Source organism: Massilia phyllostachyos, assembly GCF_021044825.1.
Classification (GTDB): Bacteria; Pseudomonadota; Gammaproteobacteria; order Burkholderiales; family Burkholderiaceae_D; genus Telluria; species Telluria phyllostachyos.
Genome location: NZ_JAJNOC010000003.1, coordinates 448,178 through 462,117 on the forward strand (window position 1 = coordinate 448,178; position 13,940 = coordinate 462,117).

The following is a 13,940-nucleotide window of genomic DNA, read 5'->3' on the forward strand; positions in this document are numbered from 1 at the left end:
CGACTATCCCCGACTCATCCGTTTCTGTCCATGCTGCAGGGATAACTTGTCCGGCTCGCTCTCACCCCGTGAAGGGCTGGTAATCGACCCCGTTCGCGATCAGGGTGGCCACCGCGGCGCTGTTCTCGGGACCTTCACTGAAGGCCGCCAGCACGGTGGCGAGGTCGGCGCGCTTGTCGTCCAGCACCGCGACCCAGAAGTCGAAGCCTTCCTTTTCCGGCTCGCGGTGCAGGATGTTGCGGTACAGGCGGGCGACGATGTCGGCATTGGCGGGAATGGCGCCGTACATCTTGACGAATTCGGGCGAGCGGGTGAAGCCATCGGCCACCGCCTGCAGCGTGACGCCGCGGTCGAGCATCGCGATCCAGAAGCCGAGGCCGGTCTGGTCGGGTTCGCGGTCGAAGGCGGCGCGGTAGATGCGGTAGGCCTGGCCGGCGACGCCGTCGGCGCCGGTGTCGAAGGCGAGGGCATTGGCGCCGTTGCTGAAGAACAGGCGCTCGATGCCGACGAGGCGGTCGACTCCCTCGTTGAAGTCGCTGCGCAGGTCGGACAGGCGCCATTCCTGCGGCCCCTGGGCCTGCAGCCGGTACTCGGTGCGCGCGCCGCTGAGCACCACCGTGTCGACACCGCCGCCGCCATCGAGCAGGTCGTCGCCGCCATCGTTGACCAGGAAATCGTTGCCGTCGCCGCCGGACAAGGTGTCCTTGCCCTCGCCGCCGAGCAGGGTGTCGTTGCCGGCGCCGCCGTCGAGGACGTCGTCGCCCTCGTTGCCGCTTAGCAAATCGTCGCCGCCGTCACCGTACAGGCGGTCGGCGCCCAGCTTGCCGCGCAGGGTATCGTTGCCGTCGCCGCCGCGCAGGGTGTCGTCGAGCAGGCCGCCGTCGATCGTGTCGGCCCCCGGACCGCCGGTCAGGGCCAGCCCGCCGGAGCCGCCGTCGGGACGGATGCCATCGGGGAAGTTCGCACCGGTGAAATCGGCCGAGCGGGTGTTCTCGAGCACGACCCGGGTCTCCCAGCCCTGCGGACCCGCCACGCCGTCGCGGTCGACCTGGAACAGCACATTGGCGCCTTCCTGCACCAGGCGTGCATGGCCGGAGGCGCCGAAGGGGTTGCCGCCGCGCGTGCTGCTCGGCAGGAAGGAATAGACGTCCAGCAGGTCGCCGCCGGCGCCGGTCTGGAAGTCGGTGATCGTGAGCAGCGGCCACTTGTTGAAGGTGTCGGAGAAAGCGTAGGTGTCGCTGCCGGCGCCGCCGCTCACCCGCAGCGGACGCGACGCCTCCCTGGCGTCGCCGTACGAGAAGCGGTCGTTGCCTTCGCCCAGGTCGACCATCAGCGGCGCCGGGCCGCCGGCCATGCCGGAGGCCTCGACCCGCACATCGTCGTTGCCGGCGCCGCCCAGCACCAGGCTGACGGCGCCGGTCGCATACAGGAGGTCGTTGCCGTCGCCGCCGTCGAGGACGGTTCCGGCCGGCCGGTTTTCGGGGCTGCGGTCGCCCGCCAGCACGTCGTCGCCGGCGCCGCCGCTCAGGTAGTCGTCGCCTTTCGATGCGTCCAGGGTGTCGTTGCCGTCGCCACCCTCCAGCCGGTCGTTGCCGAGGCCACCATTCAGGCGGTCGTTGCCGCTGCCGCCGTACAGCTGGTCGTCGCCTTCATCGCCGAACAACATGTCGTCGCCTGCGCCGCCGTACAGCACGTCGTTGCCCAGTCCGCCGCGGATGGTGTCGCCGGTGCTGGGCGTGCTTTCGTCGCCGCCGTAGAGACGGTCGTTGCCGGCGCCGCCGTCGATGGTGTCGGCGCCGTCGCCGCCGTCGATGGTGTCGTCGAGCGCGGCGCCGAGCAGCCGATCGTCGCCCGGCGTGCCGCGCAGGTTCAGGCCGGCGGTCCCGCCGGCCGGGTCGAAGCCGCCGGCGAAGGATGAGCTCGACAGCGATGACAGCTGGGTGTTGTCGAGCTTGAGAACGAGCTCGGCCCCGCCGGCGCCGGCGGCGCCGTCGCTGTCGAGGTAGATCCAGACCTGGCTGCCTTCCTGCACCGCCTTCAGGTAGCCGAGGGCGCCGAAAGGATTGGCGCTGATCGGGCCGCGTACGCGCAGCGCCAGCAGTTCGCGCAGGTCGAGCAGGTCGTCCGCGGAAAAGTCCTGGATCGTCAGGCCGGTGATCGCGTGCACGATGAAGGTGTCGGCGCCGTCGCCGCCGGAGGCCAGCACCGTGGCCGGGAAGGAGGCCGAGCGGATGCGGATGATGTCGTCGCCCGCGTCGCCCGAGACGACGACGGTATTCCCGGCGCGTCCTTGTATGCCCGGATCGACCAGTTCCAGCTCGTCGTTGCCCTCGCCCCCGGACAGGCGGTCGCTGCCGTAATGGCTGCGCAGGGTGTCCTTGCCCGCTCCGCCTTCCATGAGAGTGGCGCCGGTATTGCCACCGATAAGTATGTCGTTGCCGTCACCGCCGCGCAGCGTGTTGTCGCCATCGCCCCCGCCGAGATAATCGTCGCCGGCGCCGCCGTCGAGCACGTCGTTGCCGTCGCCGCCATACAGGCTGTCCTTGCCCGCGTGGCCAGACAGCACGTCGTCGCCCGGCCCGCCCTCGAGCACGTCGTCGCCCGCGCCGCCGCTGAAAGTCAGGCCGAGCATGCCGCTGTGTGGATCCAGGCCGCCGCTGAAGTTGGCGCCGCTCAGCTGTTCCGGACGCACGCCTTTCAGGGTGAGGACCGTGTAGTAGATCGTCCTGGTGCGGTCGTGCGCATCGCGCAGCTGCACCAGGGTATCGCCGCCGGAGGCCACCAGCCGCGTCACCCCGTTGAAGAAGGAGTTGCCTTCGCCGCGGACGTTGTACAGCGCCAGCAGGTCGATCAGGTCGCCGCCGGCGCCGGCCTTGAAATCGGTGACGACGAGGCCGGCGGCGCCCTCCATATTGGTGGGCTGGCTCTCGATGCGGTAGGTGTCGACGCCATCCCCGCCGGTGATGGTGGCGACCGCCTGCGCGAAGTGGAGCAGCTTGAGCAAGATCACATCGTTGCCGCTGCCGCCGCTCACGATGGCCGGGCCCGGGTTCATCGTCGTGAAGCTGATGGCGATCTGGTCGTCGCCATCGCCGCCGGCGAAGTCGGTGCCCTGGAAGCCGCGCAGCACGTCGTTCCCGGCGCCGCCGTCCAGCAGGCCGCTGCTGCCCGTTTCCGCGTCCAGGATGTCGTCGCCGGCGCCGCCGAACAGCATGTTGCGGCCGGCGCCGCCCTCGAGGCGGTCGTTGCCGGCGCCGCCGTCGAGGTGGTCGTCCCCCGCGCCGCCGTAGAGCCAGTCGTCGTCTTCGCCGAACAGGCGGTCGTCGCCGTCGTCGCCCTGCAGGTGGTCGGCGCCGGCGCCGCCGTAGACGATGTCGTTCCCGGCGCCGCCGATGAGCGTGTCGCCGAGGCCGCCCACCGAGGTCGCGCGGTCTTCGTCGCCGCCGCGCAGGACATCGTTGCCGTCGTAGCCGAAGATGGTATCGGCATCGGCCAGGCCGGAAATCGTATCGTCCAGGTCGCTGCCGTGCAGGGTGTCGGGCGCGGCGCTGCCGGTCAGGTTCAGCGTCACCAGGCTGCGCCCGGAAGTGAAACTGGCGTAGAACGTGCTGCCGTCGCTGAAAGGATTGCCGGCGAGGTCGGTGATCGCACCGGCACTGATCATGACCGTATGCCACACGACGGGCGCGAGCTGTTGCGGCGGGGTGAAGGTGATGGTGTTGCCTGAAACGGTCAGGTAAGGGTTGCCGATCAATTGCCCGCTGTAGACCTGGCCCATCGGTATGCCGGACAGCGTGATCGTGCCGGCGCCCAGCCGCACCGCTTCATTAAATGTGAGCACGATCGGGGCATCGATGCGCTGGCCGTTCGGCGGATCGTTTGCCAGCACCGGTCCGCTTGTATCGGTCGAGACCGGCTGGCCGGGCGTGTTGCCGTCGCGGACGGGCGTGGTGTGCTGGATGGGCATGATGGGGCGGGCGAAAGTCGGACGATTGTCGACTATCTCCGACTCATCGGTTCATGTCCATACGAAATGCATATCCATGCGCCTTGCATACGGCGGTGTCGGATTTGCACCAGCCGCGATCGCCGTCGGTTTGCTATGCTAACGGCTTTACGCGCGCCGGCGCCGTGCCGGGCGCCCTCGAAGGAGCAGAACAATGGTCTCGCTGCAGGAGCAGTTGCTGAAAGCCGGCCTGGTGGACAAGAAGAAGGTCCAGAAGGTCAACCAGGACAAGAGCAAGCAAATGAAGATCGAGCGCCGCACCGGCGCCGAGTCGGTCAACGAATCGCGCGAGGCCGCGCTGGAAGCGCAGCGCAAGAACGCCGAGCGGGCGCGCGAGCTCAATGCCCAGCGCGACGCGCAGGCGGCGCAGAAGGCGGTGCGGGCCCAGATCGCCCAGCTGGTCCAGCAGAACCGCCAGCCGCGCGCTAAAAGCGGCAAGGGCGACATCGCCTATAACTTCACCCATGGCAGCAAGATCGAGCGGATCTATGTGTCGGAACAGGTGCAGCAGCACCTGATCTCGGGCCGCCTGGTGATCGTGTTCCTGAACGGGAACTACGAGCTGGTGCCGAAGGTCATCGGCGAAAAGATCGCCGAGCGCGACGCGGACAGCGTGATCCAGCTGAAGAAAGCCGAGACCGCGCCGCAGGGCGAGGAAGACGATCCCTATGCGGACTTTAAGATTCCGGACGACTTCACCTGGTAAGCGCGGCGTGCCGCCGGCTTCCGACGCCACCCTTGCGGTGGCGTTTTTGCTTGTAACTATCTGAAACGAATCGTTGTTGAGTTGACATTCTCGCTGCGCTACACTGGTACTGTCTCGGTTTTGTAACGAGACTTGCATAGACAACTGGTTCAAGGGCGGGTCGTATGAACGCAAGAAAAAACGCACAGGAAATGGAAGAGCAGGGCAGCCGGCAAGTAACCTACCGTAGCGGCGTGGCCGCGCGGCTGGCCGGCTTGCCGGTGGAGACGCTGCGGGTCTGGGAGCGCCGCTATGCGCTGTCGGAAACCCAGCGCTCGGCGCATGGGCAGCGGCTGTACACGGCCGAGCAGGTGCGCCGTCTCGGCCTGCTCAAGCAGCTGGTCGACCTCGGCCATCCGATCGGCGTGCTGACCGGCTTGCCGGTGGAACGCCTGGAAGAAATGATCGCGCCGGATCCTGCGCGCGCGCACGAAGTCAGCGGCCCGATGCGGGTGCTGGTGGTGGGCGACAGCCTGGCGCGGCGCATCGCGGCCAGCGGACGCGACGGGCGTGCGCTGCAGCTGCAGCGTCAGCACGCGCGGCTCGACCAGGTGGCGGCGAACGGCGATGGCGCGGCCATCGACGTGCTGCTGATCGAAGCGTCGGAGCTCGACGACGCCCCGCTGGAGCAAGTCGTGGCGGCGCGCGCGGCCGTGCAGCCGGCGGCCACCGTGGTGCTGTACCGCTTCGGCGGCAGCGCCGCCATCCGCGCCCTGCGCGCCGAAGGCTGCCTGGTGGCGCGCGTCCCGGCCGAGATCGGCGAGCTGGTGCTGCTGTGCCGCTCGGCGCTGGCGGGGCAGGGCTTGCCGGCGGCCGACCCCGCGCACGAGCCGGTGGCTCCGCGCCGCCTCGACGACGCCGCGCTGGCGGCGATCTCGGCGGCCGGCAACCGCCTGAGCTGCGAATGCCCGCGCCACCTGTCCGACATCCTGATGATGGTCGGCAGCTTCGAACGCTACAGCGCCCAGTGCGCCGCGCGCAACCAGGAAGATGCGCGCCTGCACCGCGACCTCGAACTGGCCTCGGGCCGGGCGCGCGTGGTGCTGGAAGAGGCGATGATCCGGCTGGCGCTGGCGGAAGGCTTGCCGCTGCCGGGCAAGGACGGCTGAGTTCGCGGTCGCTGCGCAAACGGGCCCGGCTGCGTGCCGGGCTTTTTTTCGTCCGTAGCAAATGCATGCCTGGCCGACATTTCTGCACATAAAGCAGAGAAGGCTTTTGGCGCTGGCGCAAAGGCGCGTTTGATCCATCCCACACCAAGGCGCGATACTGGCCTGGGTCCAACCGTGCGCGTCTCGCACGGCCCATGATGACCGAGGCCGCCCGGATCGACCGGTCGGGCGGTGTTCATTTTCATGGGAGAAACGTATGCGCGTGCATGGAAACGGCAGGTGGAACACGAGCGTGGCGTGGCGGCTGCCCTGCCTGCTGCTCGCGCTGGCGATGGGCGGATCGGCGCTGGCGGGGCCGGCCGGGGCGCCAGTCCTCGACGATGGCAAGCATGGCCCGGCGCCGGCCGGCTACCGCGTCGTCAATCTCGGTTCGGGCGACCTCAGCGCGCTGCCGAAGATCAACGCCAAGGGGCAGGTGGCGTTCTCGCTGTGGGACGGCGCTGCTTCGCACGGCTATTTCTTCGACGGTGAGCGGGTGCGCGACATCGGCACGCTGGGCGGCAGCGATACCGTGGCGCTCGGCCTGAACGACGCGGGCCAGGTCGCCGGCGGCTCCTTCACCGCCGCGGGCGGCGAGCGCGCCTTTGTGTGGAGCGCGGGCGGCGGCATGCTCGACCTCGGCGTCCTGCCCGGCGCCGGCAATTCGCGCGCGCAGGCGATCAACCGGCATGGCGTCGTCACCGGCTATGCCGAAGGCGTGCCGAGCACCCCGCCGCTGGCGTTCCGCTGGAGCCGCACCGACGGCATGACGAGTCTCGGCGCGCTCGCGCCGGACGCCGGCGGCGCCTCCTTCGGCGCGGCGCTGAACGACGCCGGCCTGATCGCGGGCGCCGCCGACACCGCCAGTTTCGACCGCCATGCCTTCGCCTGGACCGCCACGCGCGGCCTGGCCGATATCGATACCCTTGGCAGCAGCTTTTCCGACGTCGTCGCCGTCGGCGCCAGGGGCGAAGTGGCCGGCAGCCGGGTGCCGGCCGGCAATGCACTGCTGTACCGCGCCTTCCTGTGGACGCCGGGCGGCGGCATGCGCGACCTCGGCGCCGCCGGCGCCGCCGAATCCTTCGCCCTCGCCATGAGCCCGGGCGCGCGGATCGCCGGCCTGGTCAACCTCGCCGGCGGCGACCAGCGCGCCATGACCTGGACCCGCGCGGAGGGCATGCGCGTGCTCGGCACCTTCGGCGGCGCCAACTCGCGCGCGATCCAGGCCAACGACCGCGGCCAGGTGGTCGGCTACGCCACCGACCGTACGCAGGACTTCCGCGCCTTCCTGTGGTCGGCCAGGTCCGGCCTGGTCGACCTGAACACCCGCCTGCGCCAGGCGCCGCCGGGGCTGGTGCTGGACGACGCGCTCGCCATCAACGACGACGGCGCCATCGTGGCCAGTTCCAACGCCGGCCTGGTGCTGCTCACGCCCGGAGCGGGAGCGGCGGACGGCCACGTGGTCGGGCCCGTCGTTGCGCCCGACGTGGTCCCGGCCGGCACCGCCTTCGCCGCCACGGTGGCCTGGGTCGACCCCGGCCGGGTCGGCACGCGGGGCGTGCGCTGGTCGTGGGGCGATGGCAGCGGCGTGCAGGCAGGCAGGGTGCGCGAAGGGGGCAGCGAGGCAGGCGTGGGCAGCGCCCGCGCCTCTCACCATTTCGCCCGGCCTGGCGTGTACCGGGTCGCGGCCACTGTGCTCGACAGCAAGGGCCGCGGCACCACCGTCAGCCACACGGTGGTCGCCGCCGCCGCTGGCGCAGGCACGGTCGCGGCGAAGGGCAGCGTGCTGTCGCCGCGCGGCGCCTGGCGCAAGGCGCCGGCCTGGGTCGGCAAGGCCGGCTTCAGCCTGGTGGCGCCGGTCGCCGGGACTGTGCCGGCGGCGCAGTCGGCGCAGTCGGCCACCGTGCCCGCGCAGCTGCGTTTCGACCTGCCGGGGCTGCGCTTTTACAGCGCCAGCCTGCGTTTCCTCGGCCGGCAGGGCGCGCAGCGCGTGTTCGAGGGCGAGGGCACAATCAACGGCGCCGGCAGCTACCGCGCCCGGCTCGCGACCACGCTGGGCCTGGCCGGCGCCGCGCCCGGGCGGTTCGCACTGAAGATCTGGCAGTCGGGGGCGGCCCCGGGCAACGAGGTGGTCCACTACGACAACAGCGGCACGTTACCGGGAGCGGTGGCGGCGCCGCTCGTGGACGCCCGCATCGTGACGGAATAGGAGCACGCGGACCAGGAAGGCGAGGTCGAGGAGCGAAGCCGAGCGGGGGAAGCACAGCGGCGGAGCAGGGCGGCGGCCATGAACCCGCCTCCTGGCGTGCAGGCTGCGATGGCGATCTGTGCTTCAATGACCATCCCGGTTCGCGGATGCGCCGAGGCGGTTCAAGCTCGGGGCATCGCGGCCGTCCTTTCGACTATTCCCAGGAGGTCATATGGCAGACGGATTCAAGGCTGGCGACAAGGTGCAGTGGCAATCGTCCCAGGGCACGGTGCATGGAACCGTCAAGAAGAAGCTGACCGCGCCCACCGACATCAAGGGCCACCACGTGGCCGCCTCGAAAGAGCACCCGGAATACCTGGTGGTCAGCGACAAAACCGGAGCCGAAGCGGCGCACAAGGCGGACGCACTCAAGAAAGCCTGAGACGGCCTCCCTTGCAAGGCGGGCTAGGACAAGCCAGGACCTGATGGGGACAGGCCCCGGCACGTCGGAAGAAAGCGCCTGGCAGGGCGCAGGCAGGCCGTTTGCCCCTTGTTGCCCCTCAGGGCGCCGCGCGCTTCTCGTGGCCATTTTCGCCGTGCCCAGCGCCGCCATGTGCGGCGGCATGCTGCTCGCCCTGTGCCGCATGCGTCCTTTCCCAGCCGCCGCCGAGCGCCAGGAACAGCTGCGCCTGGTCCTCCGCCAGCTTCGCGCTGGACGCCGCGAGGACGCTCTCGGCGCTCGCGAGCGTGCGGTCGGCGTCGAGGGCGCTGAGGAAGTCGGTGCGGCCGAACTGGTACAGCCTGGCCGTCTGCATCGCGGCCAGTGCGCTCTGGTCGCGCGCGGCGCGCAGGGCGGCGTTGCGGTCGAGTTCGCGCGCGTAGACCGTGAGCGCGCTTTCCGTTTCGCGCAGCGCGTTCAGCACCACCGAGTCGAAGCGCGCCAGCGCGCCCTTGGTCGCGATTTCGGCCTGGGCGATGTGCACGCGTGCCGGGCTGAGCGCCGGCAGGTTCCATGAGATCAGCGGCCCGAGCGAAAACTTCCAGGTGCTGGCGTCGCCGAATTCGTCCATGATGCCGACCCCGCCGAAGGAGGCGCCCAGGCTGATGTTCGGGTACAGCTCGGCGGTGGCGACGCCGATGCGCGCCGTCGCTCCCGCCAGCAGGCGTTCGGCCTGGCGCACGTCCGGACGGCGGCGCAGCAGGGCCGCGCCGTCGCCGACCGGAATCGCCGCGGCCACGCGCGGCGGCGTGTCGCATCCCGCGACCTTCGCCGGGAAGCGGCTCGGCGCCTCGCCGGTCAGCACCGCCAGCCGGTACAGCGCGGTGCGGCGGCTGGCTTCGAGCGGCGGCAGGTTGGCGCGCAGCAGTTCGAGCTGGGCCTGGGCGCGGCTGCTGTCGATCGCGATGCCCCGGCCGCGCCGGATGCGCTCGGCGGTCAGCTTGACGAACTGCTGTTGCAGCGCGACCGATTGCTGCGCCACCTTCAGCTGGTAGCCGCTCGAGCAGGCCTGGGCATAAGCGCGCGTGGTGTCGGCCGCCACCATCACGTGGGCCAGGTCGCTGGCCGCCTGGGCGGCTTCCTGGTCGGCGTGCGCGGCCTCGATGGCGCGCCGGATGCGGCCCCACAGGTCGACCTGGTAGGCCACCTTGATGTCGCCTTCATAGATGCCGGTGCGCGGCAGCTGTTCCGGCAGGCCGAGCGAGGCGCCGGCGATGCGCCCGTACATCGGCGCCGCCTCCATCTCGACTTCGGGGCGTTTCTTCTCTTCGACTTCTTCCAGCACCGCATGGGCGCGCGCCAGGTTGGCCGCGGCCACGCGCAGGTCGGCATTGGCGCCGAAAGCCTTGGCGATCAATGTATCCAGCACCGGGTCCTGGTACAGGCGCCACCAGTCGCCCGGCAGCGGGTCCGGGGTGAACGGCGTTTCGGCCGCGCCCATCAGGGGCGCCTGCGCCTCTTCGCGCTGGATGGCGGCCTCCTTCGGCAGCCGGTAGTCGGGGCCGACGGTGGTGCAGGCGGCGAGCACGGCCAGCGTACTCACGGTCAGCGCCTTGCCGGCGATAAAACGGATGCGGTGCATGATCCCTCCTCAGTGGGCCGCCCTGGCGCCGGGCGCGGCCGCAACGGCGCGCGCCGCAGGTGCGGCAGGGGCGGTGGAATGCGGGGCCGTCGCACCAGGCAGCACCTCGACGGTCGCGGTTTGTCCCGCCACCAGGCGCACCCCGGCCGGCACGCGGTCGATCGCGATGCGCACCGGAATGCGCTGGGCCAGGCGCACCCAGTTGAAGGTCGGGTTCACGTTCGGCAGCATGTTGGCGCCGGTGCTGCGGTCGCGGTCGGTGATGCCCTCGGCGAAGCTTTCGACGTGGCCCTGGATCGGCTGGCGCGTGCCCATCAGGGTCACTTCGACCTGGTCGCCGACGTCGATGGCGGGCAGCTTGGTTTCTTCAAAATAGCCTTCGACATAGAAGGTGTTGCGGTCGATCAGCGCCATCACCGGACGCGCGGCGGTCGCATACGACCCTTCGCGCAGGTCGAGGTTGGTGACGATGCCGTCCACCGCCGACACCACGTGCGAGCGTTCCAGGTTCAGCCGGGCCGTATCGCGGTTGACGACGGCCTGGGCCAGCGCCGCGCGGGCCTGGTCGGTGCGCATCAATCCCTGTTCGCGGGTCTCGGCCGACACCAGGTCGTCCAGCTCGGTGTTGCGCTTGTTCTCGCGCTGGGCCTGGACCAGGGCCGCCTGGGCCGCCGTCACCTGCGCCTCGGCCTGGCGCAAGGCGAGGGCGAAGCGCGCGCGGTCGATCTCGAACAGCGGCTCGCCGGCGGCGACGCGCTGGTTGTCGTGCACGTAGACCTTGGTGACCTGGCCGGTCACGTCCGGCGCCACCTGCACCACATAGGCTTTCACGCGGCCGTCGCGGGTCCAGGGCGCCAGCTCGTAGTGGCGCCACAAGTGCCAGCCGGCGTAGAGCGCGCCGGCGCCGGCCAGCAGGGTGATGCCTACCCGGCCCAGTGCCGGAAGAATGTTGTTGGTAGCCATGTCAGGACCAGTTGCGTGTGAAGTAGGCCAACGTGCCGAGCACGATGACGAACAGGGAAAAATCGAACAGCGCCGGATGCCATACCAGGCGGTAGAAGCCGGTGCGCGCCAGCGCCAGGTTCAACACCCGGCACAGGACCAGCGCCGCCAGCGTCAGGAGCAAGAGCGGCGGCACGTAGAGGCCGTAGATGCTGACTTCGCCGATCATCGGATCTCCTTGGAAAGATTGGGCAGGTGGGCCGGCACATAGGCCGGCGCCCCCGGGAACAGGTCGCGGCGCATGCCGGTGAGGGCCGCGAGGGCCTCGCGCCGGGCCGCATCCGCGGCGCCGCGGCAAACCGCGCGCAGCGCATTGTCGAGCGCCTCCAGCAGCTGCGCCTCGGCGTCAGGGGCGAGCGCCGGCAGGCGCGCGAAGCGGCGCGCCAGTTGCGTCATCAGGGTGGCCACGGCGGCGTCCGCGCGGCCGATGGCGGGTCGCACCGACTGCAGCATCGTCATGTTCAGGCCGACGCGCAGGTCGCGCAGCGCGTCGACCGCCTGCAGGTCTGCGCGCGCGCCCGCCAGGGCCAGGCGCGGCGTGAGCAGGCCGACGCGGTCGACCATGCGCGCCGAGAATTCGGCCAGCGAGGTCACGCGCTCGCCGCTCCCGAGGCGCGCCAGCTCCTGCCAGCCGGCCTTGAGCAGGCGGCGCGCGGTCCAGCCGGCGCCGACGCTGCGCAGCACGCGGGTGAACAGGGCGGCCGCGGCCAGGCCCATGATCTGCGCCAGCATGCCGTTGGTGAACGAGACGATGTCGGCGCTGTGGGTGTCGATCATGGCCAGGGCGCCGCAGATGCCGAACAGGAAGGGCATGGCGCGCCCGAAGGTCGCGGGCCGCGCCACCAGCACGCCCAGTACCAAAAAGGTCGGCGCGCAGGCCAGCACCAGCGACTCGAAGCCGTGCACCGCCGGCAGGATCGCCAGCAGGTACAGCGCCGCCACCGGGATCGAATACACGGTATAGGCAAGAAAACCCTGGATGAAGGGCGCCGGGTCGTCCTGGCCGGCGAAGAAGCAGCACAGCACCGCCGCCATCATCGGCGCGGCCGCGCCGGCCGGCCAGCCGCTCAGGATCCAGAACGCGCAGCAGGCCAGCACCGCGCTCACGGCCGCGAAGGCCGACAGCAGGGCCATGCCGCGGTCCTGGTGCAGGCTGCTCGCCGCCACGCCCGGCAGGTGGCGCACCGCCTCGGGCAGGCGGCCGTGCACGCCGGCGTCGATGTGCCGGCGCAGCAGGCGCGTTTCCAGCACCAGGTCGACCAGCATGTGCAGGCGCGCCGCCAGGTTCAGTTCGAGCAGGCCGCACCAATCGAGTTCACGGCTGCCCTGCGGGGCCAGCGCATCGATGCGCGCGTGCAAGGCCGCGCCCTGGACCGCGAGCGGCGTGTCCTTCGGGGTGTCGGTCAGCGCCGTCACGTCCGCCAGCAGGGCCGCCCAGCGCGCCGAGACGGCGGCCGCGTCCTGCTGGCGCAGCGCCGCCAGGCGGTCCTCGATGCCCGACACGATCGGCACGAACTGGGCCAGGCGTTCCTGCAGGGCATTGACCGCCCCTTCGGTCCAGCGCAGGTGCGAGGTGTCGAAGGGCAGGTGGGTGCTCATCAGGCGCAGCTCGGTGATGTCGCCGGCCAGCTTGCGGCGCTCGCCCGCGCTGTTGGCGTCGCCGCCGATCTTGAGCGCATCGCGGATCCAGGCCCCGGCGTCGCGCGCCGCGCCGTCCAGGCGCGCCAGCAGCACCGGCGCGAAGCTCTGCGGCAGCACCAGGGTGTGGACCAGGGTCGCGCAGCTCATGCCGAGCACGATCTCCTCGACCCGCGCCAGGGCGATGTCGAAGATCGCGCCCGGCTCGCCCACCGCCGGAAAGCCGATCAGGCCGGCCGTGTAGCCGGCCAGCATCAGCACATACGAGCGCGGGGTGCGGTCCAGCAGCGAGAAGTACAGGCAGCCGCCGATCCACAGCGCCAGCGCCAGCGACAGCAGTTCGGGCGAGTTGGCCAGCCGCGGCACCAGGAACACCACCGCGATGGCGCCCAGCACGGTGCCGCCGGCCCGGTACATGCCCTTGGAGCGGGTCGGCCCGGCGAAGGGGGCGGAGACGATATACGCCGTCATCATCGCCCAGAAAGGACGCGGCAGTCCGATGCGCATCGATACATAGATCGAGAGCATCGCTGCCGCGAATGACTTGATGGAGAACAGCATCTCCGACCGACTTGCCAAGCGCATGATTACTTGCCGTCTGCCCCGTCGGTAATGCTGGCGATCGCCGCCGGCAGGCCGGACAGCACGCGCAGGCAGGCCTCGACGTCGCCCGGCTCGAATCCGCCGAACAGCTTGCGGCGGAACGGACGCAGCGCCTGGTCCATCTGCTCGGCCGCCTGGCGGCCCTCGTCGGTCAGGCGCAGGATCCTGGCGCGGCGGTCGGCCGGATCCTCGTGGCGCTCGACCAGCTTCGAGGCGATCAGGCAATCGACCACCCGCACCAGCGACGACGCTTCCAGGCCGAGGGCCATGGCCAGCACGCCGGGACGCACGCCGTCCTCGCCGAAGCGGCTGATCACCAGCACCGGCAGCCCGGTGGCCTGCGACAGGCCGTAGTCGGCCGCGATCTTGTCGGCGGCGGCGCGGTAGGCGCGCGAAGCATAGCTCAGGGCGGCAGTGAGGCTGCCGAGGGTCTGGTCGGAAATGCTCATTTAGTTGGTATCAACATTGTTCTCATGCGAAAGCTTAGCATGCGAAGTAGTTTCTTTCAACTAAGGGTCCGTTTTTGCCG

Annotated in this window: 10 protein-coding genes; 4 read left to right on the top strand and 6 right to left on the bottom strand. The window is 70.5% G+C overall.

The window, feature by feature from the left end; all coding sequences use genetic code 11:
• Positions 1-61 precede the first annotated feature (61 nt).
• A complete protein-coding gene (locus LQ564_RS12930; protein WP_231058503.1) occupies positions 62-3,967 on the bottom strand; it encodes a DUF4214 domain-containing protein in 3,906 nt (1,301 codons plus the stop codon).
• Between the two features lie 193 nt (positions 3,968-4,160).
• On the opposite strand from LQ564_RS12930, the gene LQ564_RS12935 reads away from it, so the two are divergent.
• From LQ564_RS12935 to LQ564_RS12950, 4 genes are all read left to right on the top strand, one after another.
• The gene (locus tag LQ564_RS12935; RefSeq protein ID WP_231058504.1) at positions 4,161-4,712 is read left to right on the top strand and encodes a DUF2058 domain-containing protein; all 552 of its coding nucleotides are present in this window, start codon (positions 4,161-4,163) and stop codon (positions 4,710-4,712) included.
• A gap of 164 nt (positions 4,713-4,876) precedes the next feature.
• A complete protein-coding gene (locus LQ564_RS12940) occupies positions 4,877-5,860 on the top strand; it encodes a MerR family transcriptional regulator (protein ID WP_231058505.1) in 984 nt (327 codons plus the stop codon).
• Between the two features lie 256 nt (positions 5,861-6,116).
• Positions 6,117-8,108: a PKD domain-containing protein gene (locus LQ564_RS12945; RefSeq protein WP_231058506.1), complete on the top strand. Its 1,992-nt coding sequence runs from the start codon at positions 6,117-6,119 to the stop codon at positions 8,106-8,108.
• Between the two features lie 211 nt (positions 8,109-8,319).
• Entirely contained in the window at positions 8,320-8,529 is a 210-nt protein-coding gene (locus tag LQ564_RS12950; protein ID WP_231058507.1) for a hypervirulence associated TUDOR domain-containing protein, read from the top strand.
• Between the two features lie 118 nt (positions 8,530-8,647).
• On the opposite strand, the gene LQ564_RS12955 is transcribed toward LQ564_RS12950, so the two are convergent.
• The 5 genes from LQ564_RS12955 to LQ564_RS12975 are packed head-to-tail and all read right to left on the bottom strand — an operon-like array spanning position 8,648 to position 13,860.
• Positions 8,648-10,168, bottom strand: a complete 1,521-nt coding sequence (locus tag LQ564_RS12955) for an efflux transporter outer membrane subunit (RefSeq protein WP_231058508.1) — start codon at positions 10,166-10,168, stop codon at positions 8,648-8,650.
• Between the two features lie 9 nt (positions 10,169-10,177).
• Entirely contained in the window at positions 10,178-11,131 is a 954-nt protein-coding gene (locus LQ564_RS12960; protein ID WP_231058509.1) for an efflux RND transporter periplasmic adaptor subunit, read from the bottom strand.
• A gap of 1 nt (position 11,132) precedes the next feature.
• Positions 11,133-11,339, bottom strand: a complete 207-nt coding sequence (locus LQ564_RS12965) for a DUF1656 domain-containing protein (RefSeq protein ID WP_231058510.1) — start codon at positions 11,337-11,339, stop codon at positions 11,133-11,135.
• Entirely contained in the window at positions 11,336-13,393 is a 2,058-nt protein-coding gene (locus LQ564_RS12970) for an FUSC family protein (protein ID WP_231058511.1), read from the bottom strand. Before LQ564_RS12970 ends, LQ564_RS12965 begins: the two co-directional genes overlap by 4 nt.
• 2 nt (positions 13,394-13,395) lie before the next feature.
• Positions 13,396-13,860, bottom strand: a complete 465-nt coding sequence (locus LQ564_RS12975) for a MarR family winged helix-turn-helix transcriptional regulator (protein WP_231058512.1) — start codon at positions 13,858-13,860, stop codon at positions 13,396-13,398.
• Between the last annotated feature and the right edge of the window lie 80 nt (positions 13,861-13,940).